General features: G+C 70.5%; 14 protein-coding genes and 1 pseudogene. 3 read left to right on the top strand and 12 right to left on the bottom strand.

Features of this window, described 5'->3' with window-relative positions; translation table 11 throughout:
• Positions 1–7 precede the first annotated feature (7 nt).
• From otsA to AX018_RS12310, 5 genes and pseudogenes are all read right to left on the bottom strand, one after another.
• Positions 8–1,389 (bottom strand): annotated as a pseudogene (gene otsA / locus AX018_RS12330) (alpha,alpha-trehalose-phosphate synthase (UDP-forming)).
• 207 nt (positions 1,390–1,596) lie between these two features.
• Positions 1,597–3,345 (bottom strand): glycoside hydrolase family 15 protein, encoded by a 1,749-nt coding sequence (locus AX018_RS12325; protein ID WP_111877634.1) that lies wholly within the window; start codon positions 3,343–3,345, stop codon positions 1,597–1,599.
• A 149-nt stretch (positions 3,346–3,494) separates the two neighbouring features.
• Positions 3,495–4,232, bottom strand: coding sequence for a trehalose-phosphatase (otsB, locus tag AX018_RS12320; protein ID WP_111877580.1), 738 nt, complete (start codon positions 4,230–4,232; stop codon positions 3,495–3,497).
• A gap of 100 nt (positions 4,233–4,332) precedes the next feature.
• A complete protein-coding gene (locus AX018_RS12315; protein ID WP_111877579.1) occupies positions 4,333–5,586 on the bottom strand; it encodes a multifunctional CCA addition/repair protein in 1,254 nt (417 codons plus the stop codon).
• 38 nt (positions 5,587–5,624) lie between these two features.
• Positions 5,625–6,830 (bottom strand): YopJ family acetyltransferase, encoded by a 1,206-nt coding sequence (locus AX018_RS12310; RefSeq protein ID WP_211322424.1) that lies wholly within the window; start codon positions 6,828–6,830, stop codon positions 5,625–5,627.
• 207 nt (positions 6,831–7,037) lie between these two features.
• On the opposite strand from AX018_RS12310, the gene AX018_RS12305 reads away from it, so the two are divergent.
• Positions 7,038–7,499, top strand: a complete 462-nt coding sequence (locus AX018_RS12305; RefSeq protein ID WP_111877577.1) for a hypothetical protein — start codon at positions 7,038–7,040, stop codon at positions 7,497–7,499.
• 121 nt (positions 7,500–7,620) lie between these two features.
• On the opposite strand, the gene AX018_RS12300 is transcribed toward AX018_RS12305, so the two are convergent.
• Both AX018_RS12300 and AX018_RS12295 read right to left on the bottom strand, forming a co-directional pair.
• A complete protein-coding gene (locus tag AX018_RS12300) occupies positions 7,621–8,307 on the bottom strand; it encodes a glutathione S-transferase family protein (protein ID WP_111877633.1) in 687 nt (228 codons plus the stop codon).
• A gap of 331 nt (positions 8,308–8,638) precedes the next feature.
• Entirely contained in the window at positions 8,639–9,214 is a 576-nt protein-coding gene (locus AX018_RS12295) for a 5-formyltetrahydrofolate cyclo-ligase (protein ID WP_111877576.1), read from the bottom strand.
• 14 nt (positions 9,215–9,228) lie between these two features.
• Between AX018_RS12295 and AX018_RS12290 the strand changes: the two genes are divergently transcribed.
• Positions 9,229–11,211, top strand: coding sequence for a lytic transglycosylase domain-containing protein (locus AX018_RS12290; protein WP_111877575.1), 1,983 nt, complete (start codon positions 9,229–9,231; stop codon positions 11,209–11,211).
• A 118-nt stretch (positions 11,212–11,329) separates the two neighbouring features.
• Here AX018_RS12290 and AX018_RS12285 read toward each other — a convergent pair whose 3' ends face one another.
• From AX018_RS12285 to AX018_RS12265, 5 genes are all read right to left on the bottom strand, one after another.
• On the bottom strand, positions 11,330–11,881 hold the full coding sequence (locus tag AX018_RS12285) for a cytochrome b/b6 domain-containing protein (protein ID WP_111877574.1): 552 nt from the start codon (positions 11,879–11,881) through the stop codon (positions 11,330–11,332).
• Positions 11,868–12,143: a PepSY domain-containing protein gene (locus AX018_RS12280; protein ID WP_111877573.1), complete on the bottom strand. Its 276-nt coding sequence runs from the start codon at positions 12,141–12,143 to the stop codon at positions 11,868–11,870. The genes AX018_RS12285 and AX018_RS12280 overlap by 14 nt, the downstream gene beginning before the upstream one ends.
• Before the next feature lie 33 nt (positions 12,144–12,176).
• Positions 12,177–12,860, bottom strand: coding sequence for a Fe2+-dependent dioxygenase (locus AX018_RS12275; RefSeq protein WP_111877572.1), 684 nt, complete (start codon positions 12,858–12,860; stop codon positions 12,177–12,179).
• Positions 12,854–13,999 carry an alpha-hydroxy acid oxidase gene (locus AX018_RS12270; protein ID WP_111877571.1) on the bottom strand — a complete coding sequence of 382 codons (1,146 nt, stop codon included), beginning with the start codon at positions 13,997–13,999 and terminating at the stop codon, positions 12,854–12,856. Before AX018_RS12270 ends, AX018_RS12275 begins: the two co-directional genes overlap by 7 nt.
• Positions 14,000–14,068: 69 nt before the next feature.
• Positions 14,069–16,396: a TonB-dependent receptor gene (locus tag AX018_RS12265; RefSeq protein WP_111877570.1), complete on the bottom strand. Its 2,328-nt coding sequence runs from the start codon at positions 16,394–16,396 to the stop codon at positions 14,069–14,071.
• A 369-nt stretch (positions 16,397–16,765) separates the two neighbouring features.
• On the opposite strand from AX018_RS12265, the gene AX018_RS12260 reads away from it, so the two are divergent.
• Positions 16,766–17,028 (top strand): hypothetical protein (locus tag AX018_RS12260; protein WP_146749299.1); only part of this gene is annotated, 263 nt, incomplete at its 3' end.

Genomic DNA, 17,028 nt, shown 5'->3' with positions numbered 1-17,028 from the left:
GTTCCGTTCAGTCCTGCGCCTTCTCCAGCGCGTCGAGGAAGGTGCGCCGCCACCAGTGGATGTCGTGCTCGCGGATGCGGTCCAGGAGCGCGCGGTGGCGCTTCTGGCGCTCTTGCAGCGGCATGCGCAGCGCGGTCTGGATGGAGTCCGCCATGCCCTGGGTGTCGTAGGGGTTCACCAGCAGCGCCTCCTTGAGCTGCTCGGCCGCGCCCGCGAAGCGCGAGAGCACCAGCACGCCGGGGTCCTCCGGGTCCTGCGCCACCACGTATTCCTTGGCGACGAGGTTCATGCCGTCGCGCAGCGGCGTGACCAGGCCCACGGCCGAGGCGCGGCACAGGCCGGGCACGCGCTTGCGGGCCACGGTGCGGTGGATGTATAGCGCACGGGCATCCAGTCGAGGTCGCCGTGGTCGCCGTTGATGGCGCCGCACAGGCCTTCGAGTTCCTGGCGCAGGTCGGCGTAGGCGTCCACGCTGTCGCGCGTGGGCGAGGCGATCATGATCAGGGTGGCGCTGTGCTGGTTCTCGGGGTAGCGCGCGAGCAGCTCGCTGAAGGCGCGCACGCGCTGCGGGATGCCCTTGGAGTAGTCGAGCCGGTCGATGCCCATGAGCAGGCGGCGGCGCGAGTATTCGTTCTTCAGCGCCTCGCAGGTCTGCACCGCGTCGGGCGCGCTCGCGAGGCGCGTGAACTCGTCCACGTCGATGCCGATGGGGAACGCGCCCACCTGCACGGTACCGCCGAAGGCGCGCAGGCGCTGCGGGCCCACGCTCTCGGCGCCGCCCTCGTGGCTCAGGTAGCGGGTGAAGTGCGCCACGTCGGCCTCGCTCTGCAGGCCCACGAGGTCGTAGGCGAACATCGAGCGCATGAGCCACTCGTGCTGCGGGATCGCGGCCATGATGAGCGGCGGCGGCACGGGGATGTGCAGGAAGAAGCCGATGCGCTGGCGGCAGCCCAGCGCGCGCAGCTCGGCCGCCAGCGGGATCAGGTGGTAGTCGTGCACCCAGAGGATGTCGTCCTCTTTCAGCAGCGGCAGCAGCTTGCGCGCGAACATCTGGTTCACGCGGCGGTAGCCGGCGACATAGCCCGCGTTGAAGTCCGCCAGGTCGAGGCGGTAGTGGAAGACGGGCCAGAGCACGCTGTTGCTGTAGCCCGCGTAGTAGGCGTCGTGGTCCTCGCGGCACAGGTCCACGGTGGCGAGCGTCACGCTGCCGGCCTGGCGCGTCTGCAGCTTGCCTTCGCCCGGCAGGCCGTCCTCGGCGATGGTGCCGCTCCAGCCGAACCACATGCCGCCGGTGCGGTGGAGGGTCTCGCCCAGCGCCACGGCGAGCCCGCCGGCGGCGGGCTTCCGGGGATCGGCGATGCGGTTGGAAATGACGACGAGTCGGCTCATGGAGATTCTTTCTTCTTCAATCCAGCTTCATTCCGCGAAGGCACAGCCCATGCAACCGACCGCGGCGCATCCGGTCGAACGGCCGCGGAGCAGGCCAAGCCAGCGGACGCCGCGGAACCGGCTTTGCCGGGCCGCTGGCGTCGTCCCCCTTCCCGGCGATAGCCGAGAGAAGGGGGAAGCGGCAAGGCCGCTCAGGGGGATGCCTCTTCATATGACGCTATCCCACGGCGCCGAGAGGCGCACGGCCGCATTGATGATGCCCACCATGGAATAGGTCTGCGGGAAGTTGCCCCACATCTCGCCCGTCTGCGCGTGCGTGTCCTCGGACAGCAGGCCCAGCGGGTTGCGGGCCGCCAGCATGGCCTCGAAGATTTCGCGGGCCTGGCTGCGGCGGCCGATGCGCGCGAGCGCGTCGATGCGCCAGAAGGTGCAGATGTTGAAGGCCGTGTCGGGCTTGCCGAAGTCGTCTGCGGCCTCGTAGCGGCGCATGTAGGGGCCGTCGCAGAGCGTGGCCTCCATGGCGTCCACGGTGCTCACGAAGCGCGGGTCGATCAGGCCCACCTCGGCCATGAGCAGCACGCTCGCGTCCAGTTCGTGGCCGCCGAAGCTTTCGGCAAAGGCCTGGCGCTTCTCGCTCCAGGACTTCGCGAGGATTTCATCGCGCATGCGCCGCGCGTGGCCGTGCCAGTAGTCGGCCCGCTCGGGCAACTGCAGCGCGGAGGCGATCTTGGCGAGCCGGTCGCAGGCGGCCCAGCTCATGAGCGCGGAGGAGGTGTGCACGCGGGCGCGCGTGCGCAGCTCCCACATGCCGGCATCGGGCGTGCCATAGACCTGCACCGCCAGCTCCCCGATCTGCTCCATGCGCGCGAACTCGGCCGCGCCGCCCATGTGCAGCAGGCGCTTGTCGTGGAAGGCCTGCGCGGCGCCCAGGATGATGTTGCCGTACACGTCGTGCTGGAAGTGCTCCGCCGCCTGGTTGCCCACGCGCACCGGGCCCATGCCGCGGTAGCCCGCGAGGTGGGGCACGAAGAACTCGGGCAGCTCGCGCTCCAGGCCGATGCCGTAGAGCGGCTGGATGTGGCCGCCGCTCGCCTCCACCACCACGTTGCTGAGCCAGCGCAGGTAGTCCTCCATCGTCGCCGTCTCGGACAGGCTGTTGAGCGCGCGCACGACGAAGAACGCATCGCGCAGCCAGCAGTAGCGGTAGTCCCAGTTGCGGCCGCTGTGGGCCGATTCGGGGATGCTGGTGGTCATGGCCGCGACGATCGCGCCCGTGTCCTCGTAGAGCGAGAGCTTGAGCGTGATGGCCGCGCGGATCACGGCCTCCTGCCATTCGAGCGGCACGGCCAGGCGCTGCGTCCACTGGCGCCAGTAGGCCACGGTCTCCTGCTCGTAGGAGCGCGCGGTGTCGGCGATGCCGCCCGGCAGGGATTCGTCCGCGCCGAGAAGGAAGTTGTACTCGCGCGAGATCACGAAGGGCTGGCCCGAGAGCACGTGCGAGACCGGCGCGTCGGTGTTCAGGCGCAGCGTGAGGTCGGCGCCCACGAAGCGCACGTGGTTGCTGCCCTGCGTGATCTCGGGCTTCTCGCGGCCCCAGGCGTAGCGCACGTTGGCCGTCACGCGGATGCGCGGCGAGCCCTGCACGGGCCGCACGCGGCGCACGAGCAGCATGGGCCGGAAGAAGCGCGAGCGCGCATAGAAGCGCGGCGCGAAGTCGGTGATCTCGATGCTGTTGCCCGCCTGGTCCGTGAGCCGGGTGCGCAGCACCGCCGTGTTGGGCTCGTACCACTGCCGGCTCTCGGCCTGGTTCTCCAGCTCGATCGCGAAGCGGCTGCCCTGGTCCCCGGGCTGAATGAGCGCGTTGAACACCGGGTCGCCGTCGAAGCGCGGCAGGCAGCACCAGACGATGTGCGCATTGGCGTCCACCAGGGCGCTGACCGAGCAGTTGCCGATCATGCCGAGCCCGAGCGAGGCCTCTGCGGGCGGCGCGAAGGTGGGCGGCCTGCGCAGCGGATCGCGCGAGAGACCGGGCAGGCCGTCGGCCGGCGCCGGCGTGCCGGCGGCCTGCGCGTCGTGGCCGGTGGAAGGGGCGGGGTCGTGGGGTTTCATGCGGACAGTCCCTCGGGTGATGCCATCTGGAAGAGCCATTCGCGCAGCAGCGCCGCGTCGTCGCAGCGCGCAGTCGCCCGGGTGTCGCCCGGGCCGACCTTGATGCCGATGCCGCCGAGCGCCTGTGCCGCGGCGAAGCCGTGCTCGTCGGTCACGTCGTCGCCCGCGAACACCGGGATGCGCCCCGCGAACGGCGGGTGGCGCATGAAGTCGGCGATCGCCCGGCCCTTGTCGGGGCCGGCGGGCTTGACCTCCAGCACGCACTTGCCCTGCAGTAGCTCCAGGCCCGGCGCCTGCGCCAGCGCGTGTTCGAGCGTGGCGCGGCACAGCGGCTCCAGCTCTACCGCTTGGCGGTAGTGCAGGGCCATGCCCGCGCTCTTGCGCTCCAGCACCAGTGCGGGATAGCGGTCGAGCAGGGGCTGCAGCGCCCGCACCACGGGCGAGAGATCGGGCGCGGGCACGCTGCCGGCCACGCCGCTGCCCAGCCGGTACTGGGCGCCGTGCTCGCTGGCGAGCGGCAACTGGAGGGGGGCGAGGAAGCGGTCGATGTCGGCCCGGGTGCGGCCCGTGGCGATGGCCAGGGCGCCGTCCAGCCGTTCGTGCAGGGCCTGCAGGGCGGGGACCACGCCGGGGTGGACCTGGACCGCGTCGGGGTGGGGGGCGATGTCGGCGAGGGTGCCGTCGAAGTCGAGAAACAGCGCGTGGCGCGTGGTCAGCAACGGGGGCTTTTGCATTGCCGACGACCTTACCAGAAGGGTTCGCCGGGCTTGTAGGCGCGCAGCCCACGGCCTTGTAGGCGCCGCCGGGGAGGTCCGCGCGCCCGCCGCCGCGGGATCAGGGCGCCGGCGTGGCCGCGGCCAGCCAGCGGGCCACCGCCTCAACGCGCGCGCGGTGGATCTCTGTGCCGACCTGGGGCCCGCGCAGCCCGCGCCGTGCCGCGTCCGCCGCGACCGGGCCGGTGTCCACCGCCCGCGCGGCCTCCAGCGCGCCCCACAGCCGCTCGCGCTGCGGGTAGGGCAGCTCCTCGAAGCCGAGCCGCCCGCGCGCGTCGCATTCGCAGGCCAGCAGCGCGTCCGCGAAGCGGCCGGGCTTGCGCAGCGCATCGCAGCGCTCCAGCAGGCGCAGCAGGGCGGCGGCGTTCAGGTCGCCGCTGCGGTGGATGTTGCCGTGTTCGCGCGCCACCACGTCGGCCGTCTCGCGGCATTCGGCGGGCACGCGCAGGCGCTCGCACACGCCGGCGAGCAGATCGGCGCTGCGCTGCTCGTGGCCGATGTGGCGCGGCAGCACGTCGGCGGGCGTGGTGCCCTTGCCCAGGTCGTGCACGAGGCAGGCGAAGCGCACGGCCAGCGGCGCCTGCAGGCGCGCGGCCATGTCCAGCACCATCATCACGTGCACGCCGGTGTCCACCTCGGGGTGGTATTCGGCGCGCTGCGGCACGCCCCAGAGGCGGTCCAGCTCGGGCAGCAGCACGGCCAGCGCGCCGCAGTCGCGCAGCACGGTGAACATGCGCGAGGGCGCGGCCTCCATCAGGCCGCGCGCGATCTCCTGCCACACGCGCTCGGGCACGAGGTCGGCCGCCTCGCCGGCCTCCACCATCGCGCGCATCAGCGCCATCGTTTCGGGCGCCACCGTGAAGTCGGTGAAGCGCGCGGCGAAGCGGGCCACGCGCAGGATGCGCACGGGGTCCTCGCGGAAGGCATCGGTCACGTGGCGCAGGGTGCGCGCCTGCAGGTCCCGCACGCCGCCATAGGGGTCGAATAGCTCCCATGTCGGCGTATCGTCTATGCGGGCTGCTATTGAATTGATAGTAAGATCGCGGCGCGAGAGATCCTGCTCCAGGGTCACGCCGGCGTCGGCCTGCACCAAGAAGCCCCGGTAGCCGCGCCCGCTCTTGCGCTCGGTGCGCGCGAGCGCGTATTCCTCGCGTGTCTCGGGGTGGAGGAAGACGGGGAAATCGCGCCCCACGGCCAGGAAGCCGCGCGCGGCCATGTCCTCGGGCGTGGCGCCCACCACCACCCAGTCGCGGTCGTTGACGGGGCGGCCCAAAAGCCGGTCGCGCACGGCGCCGCCCACCATGTAGATCTGCATGCGGGGCAGTGTACGGCGCACGGGCAGGCGCCGTGGCCCTACTGCGGCACCTGCCCGTGTGCGACGGTGGTGTCGTCAGACGTGGGGGGCGCGAAGTGGGCCAGTGCCGTGCGGACGAATTCGATGCGCTTGTGCAGGTAGGAGGCGCTGTAGGTCGAGGTCTTGGGGCCGGTGTCCATGCCCAGACATTTCAGGATCGGGGTGAACCATGTCGACTCTTCCGGGGGCCGCTTCTGGCGGGTGACCTCGTGGGCCGCGTGCCGTTCAAGCAGCGTTTCTCCGCGCTTGTTGACGGCTCCCTGATCGGCTGCCGCCGCGTTCGGCTCCTGCCGGCGCTTCTCCAGGTATTCGCGCAGCGTTCTTGCAGAGGTCGCATGCTTCATGAAGGCGGGAGGCAGCACGCTGGAGGCCAGCATCTTCACGGCCGGCTCCGTACCGTCAGCGTTGGCGGCTGAAGCCAGTGCCTGCCGGTGCAGGTCTGCGATGGCCGTCGAAGATGCCATTTTCTTGGCCGCCGACAAGGCGAAGATGGTGCAGCCCTCATCGGATTTCTGGGCGTGGGTGAACACGATATGGGCCCGTAACTGAGTGCGCGGCTCCACGAAATTGCGCTTCCTGTCGAGAAACCATTGCAACTCTTCCAGCACCCGCGTCCAGGTGCCGGTGTGGACCTCCTCGGTGATGCTGTCGGCAGGAAGGCTGTCCACGATGACGAGCGAGGCGGAATCCTTGGCGCATTGCACGCTCATGGCGGAGCGGTGTTTTCCGTCGCGGTCGAAGATGGCATGCCATTGACCCTGCGTTTGCATGCCTTCGAACAACTGCGTAACGAGCCCCGTTTTCTTCAATCCTTCCAGTTGCTGATTGAATTCGAAGGCGTACTTGCACAGATTCAACGACGGGGTGGTCGCATTCAGCGCTTCCATGATGTCGTCCAGGTGGTGCATGTCGGAATTGGTGTCCGACGCCATGGGGCGCTCCAACTGGTTTTCCAGCTCGCGTTCCATCTGGCGCAGGTACGCCAGCAGGTGGGGCTTGCGCTGTGCCGCCAGTGTTTCGTCGAAATCCGGCCCCTTGGGCTGAACGGGTGCGAGGGCACGCTGCGGCCGCGGAGCAAGGCCGTCCGGCGAGGCTGGAGGACTGGCGGATCGGGACGCGGCATGGGTGCTCGCCGTCGCAGGGCCTGGCTGGGTGGAGGCGAGCGAGCCGGCCTTGCGTGGCGTGGAAATCAACGGTGTCAACATGGGGCGCGGTTGTACGGTGGCGGGGAAGGATGGATGGTTCCGCAAGACGGAGAAATGTCTGGCGGCGGCTTGCCCATAACCTACCGGCTCGCCGTCACCGATGGCGGCGCCAGCCGAAGCCATGTGCCGTCGCCGCGAAAGGATGCCCATGGCGATGGTCCCAGGCGCCGGGCGTATATTCGCCAGCGCTTTCCCCTCTTGCCCGCCATGTCCCTCTCCTCTTCCCTCACGATCGCCCAGATGAACCCCGACGGCAGCGTGCCCGTGCCCGAAGCGCCCGATGCCGCCGCCAACGCCGCGGTGGACGCGCTGCGGCGCGAGGAGGAGGTCGAGACGCTGCGCGAGCGCATGGAGGCGCTGCAGGAGGTGCTGGACAAGCCGCTGAGCGAGATCCTGGCCGAGCACGACCGCTTCAAGGAGACGGCCGCCGCGTGGGATGCCTTCGGCGCGATGTGGATGCTCTCGCAGCGCGCCATGCGCCGCGTGGCCATGGACCTGGCCGCGCAGCAGGGGGTGGACGAGGCCGAGGTGGTGGCCCGCGCCCTGGCTTACGGGAACCAGGTGCTCAACACCGAGGACGAGGACCTGGGCGGCTCCATCGCGCCGGCGCAGATGGCGCACATCGCGCGGCACAGGCCGTTCCTGCGCAAGCAGTTCCGGCAGGGGTGATACGGCTTCGCCCTCGAAAAGATCACTGCGTTGCTTCGCCTTGGCCTGTGCGACTGCACGGTCTGCGGCTTCGCGCCGTGTTCTCTCTTCGATGGCAAACCCGTATGGGGCGGGCGCCGCTTCAGCGGCCGAGCCGGTAGGGCTCCTCGAAATCCAGGAAATCCCGCTCCGCCAGCGCGCCCTCGATCCACGCCTTCACGCCGGGCAGGGCCAGGACGTGGTCCACGTAGCCGGCGATGCGCGGCGGCACGGGCAGGGCGTAGGTGGCGAGGCGCGAGCACACCGGCGCGAAGAAGGCATCGGCGATGGTGAACTGCGCGCCGAAGAGCAGCGGGCCGCCGTGCCGCTCCAGCAGATCGCCCCACATGTCCACGAGGCGCTGCACGTCGGCGCGCACCGCGGGCCGGTCGCGCCAGAGGAGGGCGCCGGTGTCGGGAAGCCGGGCCTCGATGTTCATCGGGCAGGCGCCGCGCAGCGCGGTGAAGCCGCTGTGCATCTCGGCGACGATGCTGCGCGCCTGGGCGCGCGCGGCGGCGTCCTGCGGCCACAGGCCCTTGTCGGGGTGCTTCTCGGCGACATATTCGGCGATGGCGAGGGTGTCCCAGACCGCCACGGCGCCGTCCACCAGCACGGGCACCTTGCCGGTGGGGCTGATGTTCTGCAGGGTCTGCTTGAAGGCCGAGCCGGCATCGAAGCTGTCGAAGCGCACGAACACCTCCTCGAACGGGATGCCGGCCTGGCGCAGCATCACCCAGGGCCGCATGGACCAGGAGGAGTAGTTCTTGTTGCCGATGTAGAGCTGGAACATGGTCGGGTCATCCTTGCAGTGCATGTCGAATGGCTGCGCATGCTACGGCGCTGCGGCACACGATGCGATGCCGATCGGCACCGCCATTGATGCGCCCCGCGCATGAAATCCCGGGGCCGCAGCCGCTCCGAAGGCGGCTCGGGGAGCATTTCAGCTTCTCATGGCATCAACGCGCCACCCGCAGCGCATGAAACCGGCGCAGCGCCACCCGTCAGAAGGCCGCGGAGCAGGCCACGCCAGCAGACGCCGTGGAGCGGGCTTCGCCCGGCCACCGGCGTCGTCCCCCTTCCCGAAGGAGAAGGGGGAAGCGGCGCAGCCGCTCAGGGGGTTGTCACCTCAACGGCCAGACCACCCCGTTGTCGTTGAGGATCGCATCCAGCGGCAGGTCGTGCGGCTCGGGCTCGAAGTCTTCCAGGAAGCCGTGGGTGAAGCCCAGGCCCACGGTGGCGGGCGCGGGCTGCAGCGTAGCCAGGGTGCGGTCGTAGAAGCCGCCGCCGTAGCCCAGGCGGTAGCCGCCGGGGCCGTAGCCCACGCAGGGCACGAAGAGCAGCGTGGGCACGATGACCTCGGTGTCCTTGGGCTTGGGGATGCCGTAGGCGTCTTCCTCCATGGGGCAGCCGGGGTACCAGGCGTGGAAGGTGAGGGTCTTGTGCTCCTTGTTGACCACCGGCAGGCCGATGCGGCGGCGCTGGGGCTCGTCGAGCAGTTCGCCGTCCTCCTTCCAGCGGTGCAGGGCGGGCAGGGGGTCGAACTCGCCCTTGATGGGCCAGTAGGCGCCGATGACGGTGTCGGGCCGGTCCACCAGCCATATGCGCATCACCCGCTGCAGCAGGTCGGCCCGCTGGAGCCGGTCGGGCAGATTCAGGCGTTCCTCGATCAATGCGCGTCGCAGGGCTGCTTTGTCCATCACATAATTCCCCAATGCAATTGCTCACGATTCTGACACCGCTGGTGGCCGCCGCCGTGTTCGCGGTCGCCGCACCGCCTGTTCTGGCACAAAACCGGGGCGACGACGCCCTGCTGCAGATGCAGCAGGCCTACCGCAAGGGAGACCGGCAGAAGCTCGCGCAGCTGCTGCCCGATCTGCGGGGCCACGTGCTGGAGCCCTGGGGCGCCTACTGGGAGCTGCGCGCGCGGCTCGACCAGGCCACGCCGCAGGAGGTGGCCGCCTTCCTGCAGCGCTTCGCCGGCACCTACCAGGAAGACCGGCTGCGCAACGACTGGCTGCTGCTGGTGGGCCAGCGCCGCGACTGGGCGCAGTTCTCCGAGCTGCACGCCAAGTACCGCATGAACGACGACCGCGAGGTGCGCTGCTACGCGCTGCTCGTGGACCAGATCAAGGGCACGGCCGCCCCGGGCGCGGCCGACGAGGTGCTGCGCAACTGGTATGCGCTGCGCGAGGCCGACGACGGCTGCACCCATGCCGCGGCCGAGTTCCTCTCGGACAAGCGCATCACCGCGATGGACGTCTGGCGCAAGGCGCGCATGGCCGCCGAGGCCAACCGCGCGCGCACCACGCGCAACGCCGTGGAGATCGTGGCGCCCGATGCCCTGCCGCTGCTGCGCGAGGTGTTCGATGCGCCCGTCAAGTTCCTCGCGAGCCGCGCCACGGCCCCTGGCCGCGCGCGCCAGGAGCTGGTGGTGCTGGCGCTCATCAAGATGGCCATGGCCGACCACGCCGCCGCCGCGCGCCTGCTCGACGCCAAGTGGGGCGTGCAGCTCAGCCCCGAGGAGCGCAACTGGGTGTGGGGGGTGATCGGCAAGCAGGCCGCCATCGCGCTCTCGCCCGATGCCATGGGCTATTTCGGCAACGTCTCCAAGGACGGCGACCTGAACGACGACACCCTGGCCTGGAAGGTGCGCGCGTCGATGCGCGCCGGCCAGTGGAAGCAGGTGGCGCGCGCCATCGACGCCATGAGCGCGGCCGCGCGGCAGGACAGCACCTGGACCTACTGGCGCGCCCGTGCGCTGCTCTCCAACCGCCCCGGCGACGAGGATCGCGCCAAGGCGCGCGAGCTGTTCGAGCGCATCGCCGGGCCCGGCGGCTTCTATGAGCAGCTGGCGCTCGAAGAGCTGGGCCAGCGCGTGGCGCCCCCCACGGCGCCGCTGCCGCCCACGCCCGAGGAGAAGGCCGCCGTGCGCGCCAATCCGGGCTTCGCGCGCAGCCTCTATGCCATCGGCCTGGGCCTGCGCCACGAGGGCGTGCGCGAGTGGAACTACACCACCAACCTGCACGTGCCCGGCGGCATGGGCGACCGCGAGCTGCTCGCCGCCGCCGACTACGCCTGCCAGCGCGAGATCTGGGACCGCTGCATCAACACCAGCGAGCGCACCAAGGGCTTCGCCGATGCGTCGCAGCGCTTTCCCATGCCGTTCCGCAGCGCGGTGGTGGCGCGCGCGCAGGCGATCGGGCTGGACCCGGCCTACGTCTATGGCCTGATCCGCCAGGAGAGCCGTTTCATCATGGACGCGCGCTCGGGCGTGGGCGCCTCGGGGCTGATGCAGGTCATGCCCGCCACGGCGCGCTGGACGGCGCGCAAGATCGGCATGGCCGGCTTCACGCCCGACCAGATCAACGACCGCGACACCAACATCGCCATCGGCACGGCCTACCTCAAGCTCGCGCTCGACGACTTCGAGGGCTCCATGCCCATGGCCGCCGCGGCCTACAACGCGGGGCCCGGCCGGCCGCGCAACTGGCGCAACGGGCCGGTGCTCGACGCCGCCATCTGGGCCGAGAACATCCCGTTCTCCGAGACGCGCGACTACGTGAAGAAGGTGATCTCCAACACCACCATGTACGCGGCGATCCTCACGGGCCAGCCGCAGTCGCTCAAGTCGCGCCTGGGCACGGTGGGCCCGCGCGACGCCGCCACGCCCGACCCGAGCCGCGAGCTGCCCTGACGCGGCGGCATTGCGGCGGCGGGTGCCACGGGGGGATGCGGTTGCTATTTAATCAATAGCAAAGAACGTAGCAAATTCGGCGACATGGCGGCGATTTAATCCGGAAGACGGCGGCGGATCAGTCCACGTCGCCCTGTCCGGGCGGCGCCTTGCGGCCGGTGAGCATGGCGCGCACGAGGTTCTCGCGGTGCTGGAGGCTGGTCCACAGCACGCCGCCCACGTGCAGGGCGATGAGCCCGAGCAGTGTCCAGCCCAGGCCCTCGTGCAGGTTCGCGAGCCAGCCGTAGCCCCAGAACAGGTCGGTGGTGTAGAGCCAGCCCGTGAAGCCCAGCAGGCCGATGCAGGCGAGCAGCGCCACCACCATCCAGCCGCCCAGCGGGTTGTGGCCCAGGTGCCGGGGCGCGCGGCCCGCGAGGGCGGCGCGCGCGTAGGCCAGGGTGGCGGCGGGCCCGCGCACGAACTGCGCGAAGCGCGCATGGCGCCCGCCCGCCGTGAAGCCCCAGGCCACGCGCGCCGTGGCGATGGCCAGGGCCGCGTAGCCGATGTTCTCGTGCAGGGGGCCGAGCCGGCTGCGCGTGATCCAGGCGGCCGCCACGGAGGCCACCAGCGACCAGTGCAGCAGCCGCACGGCCGCGTCCCAGACGCGCGGCCAGGGATTACTTTTCTTCAACGCGTTCCAGCGTCTTGGGGTCGAAGAAGGCCTCCACGCGCTTGCCCTGCGGGTCCTTGCCGTAGACCTCGTAGCAGGTGGGCGTCAGCTCCATGCGGCGCACGGTCCAGCCTTCCTTGACGAGCTTTTCGTGCAGCTCGGTGTGAGGGCGCCATTCGGCCTTGGGGTGCGCGGGGCATTGCACCTCGCCGTGGGCCCAGGCGCCGCAGGCGGCCAGGGCGAGCGCGGCCGCGGCCAGGCGTGGGAGGAAGGGGGTGGTCATGGGAAGGCTCCTTGGAGAGAAAGAAAACGCGGATCAGGTCTGCGCCCAGCGGCGCAGCAGGTTGTGGTAAACGCCCGTGAGCTGCAGCAGGCGCGGGTCGGCGGCGTCCAGCGACGGGGTGAGGCGCTGGATGGACTGGTCCAGGTCGAAGAGCAGCGCGCGCTCGCCTTCGTCCGCCACGAGGCTCTCGATCCAGAGGAACGAGGCGATGCGCGCGCCGCGCGTGACGGGCGTCACGCGGTGCAGGCTGGTGGAGGGGTAGAGCACCATGTCGCCGGCCGCGAGCTTGACGCCCTGCACGCCGAACGGGCCCTCGATCTCCAGCTCGCCGCCGTCGTATTCGTCGGGCTCGGCCAGGAACAGCGTGGCCGAGACGTCGGTGCGCATGGGCCGCAGCGAGCCGGGCAGGTGCATGACGGCGCTGTCCACGTGGGCGCCGTAGGTGCCGCCGTCGGCGTAGCGGTTGAACTTCGGCGGGTGGATCGTGCGCGGCAGCGCGGCCGAGATGAAGGTGGGGTGGCGCCCCAGCACGCGCAGCAGGTGGTTGCCCAGTTCCACGGCCGTATCGCTGCCGTCGTCGAGCTGCTGGTTCTGCTTGACCGCGCGCGCGAGCGTGCCGGCCGTGGCCTCGCCGCCGCGCCAGGCGGCGGCGTCCAGCCGCTGGCGGAAATGGCGCACTTCGTCCGGTGTCAGGACCTGGTCGATGGTGATCAGCATGGCGTGTCGGTGGTGGATGAAAAAGGCAGGGGCTGGGCCACGAGGGCGTGGGGGCCGATGTCGGCCAGCGTGGCGCAGCCGGCCAGCGCCATGCAGGCCTGCAGTTCCTCGACCAGCAGGCGCAGCATGTGGGCCACGCCCAGCGCGCCGGCCGCGGCCAGCGCATAGACCTGCAGGCGGCCCACGAGCACGGCGTCGGCGCCCAGGGCCAGGGCCTTGAACACGTCGGTGCCGCAGCGGATGCCGCCGTCCAGCAGCACGGGGAAGTCAGCGCCCACGGCCGCGCGCACGGCGGGCAGCATCTGCAGCGTGGCGGGCGCGCCGTCCAGGCTGCGCCCGCCGTGGTTGGAGACGACGATGCCGGCCATGCCCCGCGCCTGCAGCGCCTGGGCGTCACCCGGGTGGAGCACGCCCTTGACCCAGACGGGCAGGCGCGCCTGCGCCAGCAGCCAGTCCAGGTCGTCCCAGGTGGGCGCGAAGTGCATGGCGTGGAAGATGCGGGCCTGGCCCGGCGCGGGCGGCGGCGGCTCGGTGGGGGCCTGGTCGCGCAGGTTCGCGGCCACGCAGTCGGCGGGCATGCGGAAGCCCGCCTCCAGCGCGCGGCGGCTGGCGGTCTGGATGGCGGCGTCCAGCGTCACCACGATCGCGCGGTAGCCCGCGGCCTCGGCGCGGCGCAGCAGGCGCAGCGTGTCTTCGCGCCGGGGCTGGAAATAGAGCTGGAACCAGCGCGCCGGCCCGCAGGCCCCGGCGATCGCCTCCAGCGGATGGGACGACAGCGTGCTCGCGACGAGGCAGGTGTCGGTGGCGCCGGCGGCGCGGGCGGTGTCGATCTCGCCCTGCGGGTGCGCGAGCGCCTGGAAGGCCACGGGCGCGAGGGCGACGGGGTGCGCCCAGGCCTCGTCCCCCACCGTGGCGCGCACGTGGCCGTGGCGCACGTCGCGCAGCAGCCGGGGCAGCACGGCCCAGGCCGCGAAGGCGCGGGCGTTGGCGGCGACGGACAGGTCCTGGCCGCAGCCGCCCGCCACGTAGGCGTGCCGGGCGGCATCCATGTGGCGCGGCGCGAGCCGTTCGTAGTCGATCGCGCCATGCACCCCGGGCGGGAGGGCGGCCGGTGCGGCGGTGGGTGGGTGAGGGCTCATCGGAAAGCGCGAATGCCGGGCAGGGCCCGGCATTGGATCAGACCGCGGCCCCCATGGCCAGCGGCGGCATCAGAACGAGTAGTCGAACGTGACGCGCACGGCCCGGCCGTCGCCCTTGTACAGGAACGAGCCCGAGCGGTACACCGCCGTGTAGTAGTCCTTGTCGGTGGCGTTGAGCACGTTGACGCGGATGTCGGCGTTCTTGTTCAGGCGGTACGAGGCGAACAGGTCATAGACCGTGAACGAGGGCACCGGCTGCGAGCACACGCCGTTGCTGTAGCCCGCGCCCGTGTCGGGCTGGCCGCCGCAGCGCTTGCTCTCGTGGCGCGCCGTGGCGCCGAAGGCGAAGGCCGGCGTGAGCTGGTACTTGCCCTGCAGCGAGAAGGAGCGGTCGGCGAAGTTCGACATCGGCAGGCCCACGTTGGCGGCCGTGGCCGACTTGAGCACCTTGGACTTCATGAAGGCCATGCCGGCCTGCACGGTGAACTGGCTCGTGACGTTGCCCACGAGGCCGAACTCCACGCCGCGCACGCGGTTCTTGCCGGTGTTGAAGGTGCCCACGGAGTCGTAGTTGGCGCCTTCCATCACGTCGGACTTGGTGGTCTGGAAGGCCGCCGCCGTGAAGAGCAGCTTGTCGTCCAGCAGGTTCCACTTGGTGCCGATCTCGAAGTTGCGCGAGGTCTCGGGCTTGGCGCCGGCGGCGTTGCCGTTGTAGACCACGAGGCCGCCGTAGCCGCTGCTGGTGCCGGTGTCGGATTCGCCGCCGTTGATGTCCTGCGAGGAGCCGTAGCTGGCGTAGACCATGCCCATCGGGTTGATCTTGTACGTGATGCCCAGGTGGCCGTTGAACAGCGTGTCGGTGTAGGTGTAGTTGCCGGTCTGCGCGGCCGTGGTGGCGTTGCGCGTGACGAGGCTGAAGTCGGTGTAGTCGGCGCGCACGCCGCCGAACACGGTCCACTTGTCGGTCAGGTCCACGGTGTCCATGGCGCTGAGCGCGAAGCTCTTGACCTGCCAGTCATTGGCCCAGGGGGTCTGGGCGATGCTGCGGCCCATGACCGAGTTCAGGCCCGGCGTGATCGCGCCCGTGGGGCCCGAGAGGCAGAAGGCCGTGTTGGCGCCCGCGCCGGCCTGGGTGCGGCAGTTGAACGCGCCCGTGTTGGTCACGGCGTAGTTGCCGCGCTTGACCTGGTGGTCGGTGTATTCGAGGCCGAAGATGAATTCGTTCTTCTTGCCCGCGACCTGCGTGTCCCAGCGCAGGTTGGTCTGGTGCGCGAAGTACGTCACCTCCTGCCAGCCGTTGTGCGTGCTGAGCGAGGCGCTGGCGAACGGCGTGCCCGTGCTGGTGTAGCGCGTGCCGCCCGAGGCGCCGGTGACCACGTAGCCGTTCTCGGACTGGCCGTAGCGCGTCAGGCTGGTGAGGGTCTTGTCGGGCGCGATCTTCCACTTGACGCGCGCGGTGAGCGCATCGACGTCGGAGTTCTGGAAGTCCTGGTCCTGCGCGTAGACCGGCACGCCGCTGGCGGGCACGCGGTTGGGCACGGTGCCCACGAGGTAGCTGCCGAGGTCGGGGTGCTTGTCCTTGGCGCGCAGGCCGTAGTAGTCCAGCGTCACCGACAGGTTGGAATCCACCTCCCACAGGCCCGAGAGCGCCAGGCCGTCGCGGCGGCGCTTGGACGGGTCGCGGTCCGGCACGCCTTCATTGCTGGTGAGCGCGTTGGCGCGCAGCGCGAACTGGTCGGTGAAGCCCTTGTTCACGTCCAGCGTCGCGCGGCGATAGTGGTCGGAGCCCGCGCCCACGGACACGCGCGAGAAGTCGTAGTCCAGCGTGGCCTGCTTGGTGATGGCGTTGATCGCGCCGCCGGCCGAGCCACGGCCCGCGAAGGTGGAGTTGGGGCCCTTGGTGATTTCGAGTTGCTCGATGGCGAAGCTCTCGCGCGTGGTCATGCCGGGGTCGCGCAGGCCGTCCACGAACACGTCGCTGCGCGCTTCCTGGCCGCGGATGATGTAGCGGTCGCCGAAGGCGTTGCCGTTCTCGCCCGTGCCCAGCGTGATGCCGGGCTGGGCCGCGAGGATCTGCTTCAGGTCGGTGAAGCCGGAATCGTCGATGGCGGCCTTGGTCACCACCGAGATGGTCTGGGGCGTTTCCGCCAGGGGCCGCGTGTGGCGCACGTCGGCGGAGGTCTTGGCCTTGTAGGGCGCGCCCACCTCGGCATTGGGGTTCGGGTCGATGGCCTGCTCCTGCACGGTCACCGTCGGCATGGTGCGGGTGTCGGGGGCCGGCGCCGCCGTCTGGGCCAGGGCGGCCAGCGGCAGCAGGGCCACGGTGGAGAGGCTGGCGGCAACGCCATCGGCGAGGCGGAGGCTGCGGGGTTTTCTGATGGCGCTGGAGTGTTTCATATTGTTGGACTTGCAAAAAACGGTCGCAATTATGGATGCGAATCAATCTTGTTAATGTGCCCACCTCACGGAAAGTGGCACGTTCGGGTTGAGCAGGGAGAAAAGAAGCGGGTACGGCAGCCTGGCCGCCCTCCCCGCCTTCGGGACCCTCGTTCTGGAAGGTGTTCCGGCGGGCGGCGGGGCTGCAGGGGTGACGGCTGTGCCTGTGTCAGTTTCCCGCCACAGTGCGGCCTGCGGTCACGGAGGTGTCGTGACTCCTAGTTAAACTGCGCGCGCCGATGCACCTGGGAAGGGCGCAGCGGCCCTTGCGCGCTGGATGGCGCGCGTGCCCATAGGCCTGTCGTGCACCGGCGCGGCCCGAAGAAAAAAATGACAACCAGAATAAAAGCAGTCCTTGCGCTGCTGTTGCTGATCTGCGCTCAGGGGGTGCTCGCGGACAGCGTGCGGTTCGTGGTGGAGCTGAAGTTCTTCTACAACTCGGCGGCCTGGCTGGGTGGAGGCGGAGGGTGGCCGACCCCCATCGTGCAGAAGGCCGAGACCGTGGACGAGGCCTTTGGGCCCGCGGCCGCGCTCTACCACTCCACGAGCTGCCACCCCACGGACGATGGCGGCACGTTCTGCCGCTCGGCCGG

It is taken from the genome of Paracidovorax anthurii (assembly GCF_003269065.1).
Lineage (GTDB): Bacteria > Pseudomonadota > Gammaproteobacteria > Burkholderiales > Burkholderiaceae_C > Paracidovorax > Paracidovorax anthurii.
Note: the sequence above shows the minus strand (reverse complement) of the source record. Positions and strands in the feature narration are given on the sequence as shown.

Bases quoted from the DNA above. Each gene is read 5' to 3' on its own strand.
- AX018_RS12325 (WP_111877634.1), bottom strand. From the start codon at position 3,345: ATGATCGGCAACTGCTCGGTCAGCGCCCTGGTGGACGCCAATGCGCAC.
- otsB (WP_111877580.1), bottom strand. From the start codon at position 4,232: ATGCAAAAGCCCCCGTTGCTGACCACGCGCCACGCGCTGTTTCTCGAC.
- AX018_RS12315 (WP_111877579.1), bottom strand. From the start codon at position 5,586: ATGCAGATCTACATGGTGGGCGGCGCCGTGCGCGACCGGCTTTTGGGC.
- AX018_RS12310 (WP_211322424.1), bottom strand. From the start codon at position 6,830: ATGTTGACACCGTTGATTTCCACGCCACGCAAGGCCGGCTCGCTCGCC.
- AX018_RS12305 (WP_111877577.1), top strand. From the start codon at position 7,038: ATGTCCCTCTCCTCTTCCCTCACGATCGCCCAGATGAACCCCGACGGC.
- AX018_RS12300 (WP_111877633.1), bottom strand. From the start codon at position 8,307: ATGTTCCAGCTCTACATCGGCAACAAGAACTACTCCTCCTGGTCCATG.
- AX018_RS12295 (WP_111877576.1), bottom strand. From the start codon at position 9,214: ATGGACAAAGCAGCCCTGCGACGCGCATTGATCGAGGAACGCCTGAAT.
- AX018_RS12290 (WP_111877575.1), top strand. From the start codon at position 9,229: ATGCAATTGCTCACGATTCTGACACCGCTGGTGGCCGCCGCCGTGTTC.
- AX018_RS12280 (WP_111877573.1), bottom strand. From the start codon at position 12,143: ATGACCACCCCCTTCCTCCCACGCCTGGCCGCGGCCGCGCTCGCCCTG.
- AX018_RS12275 (WP_111877572.1), bottom strand. From the start codon at position 12,860: ATGCTGATCACCATCGACCAGGTCCTGACACCGGACGAAGTGCGCCAT.
- AX018_RS12270 (WP_111877571.1), bottom strand. From the start codon at position 13,999: ATGAGCCCTCACCCACCCACCGCCGCACCGGCCGCCCTCCCGCCCGGG.
- AX018_RS12265 (WP_111877570.1), bottom strand. From the start codon at position 16,396: ATGAAACACTCCAGCGCCATCAGAAAACCCCGCAGCCTCCGCCTCGCC.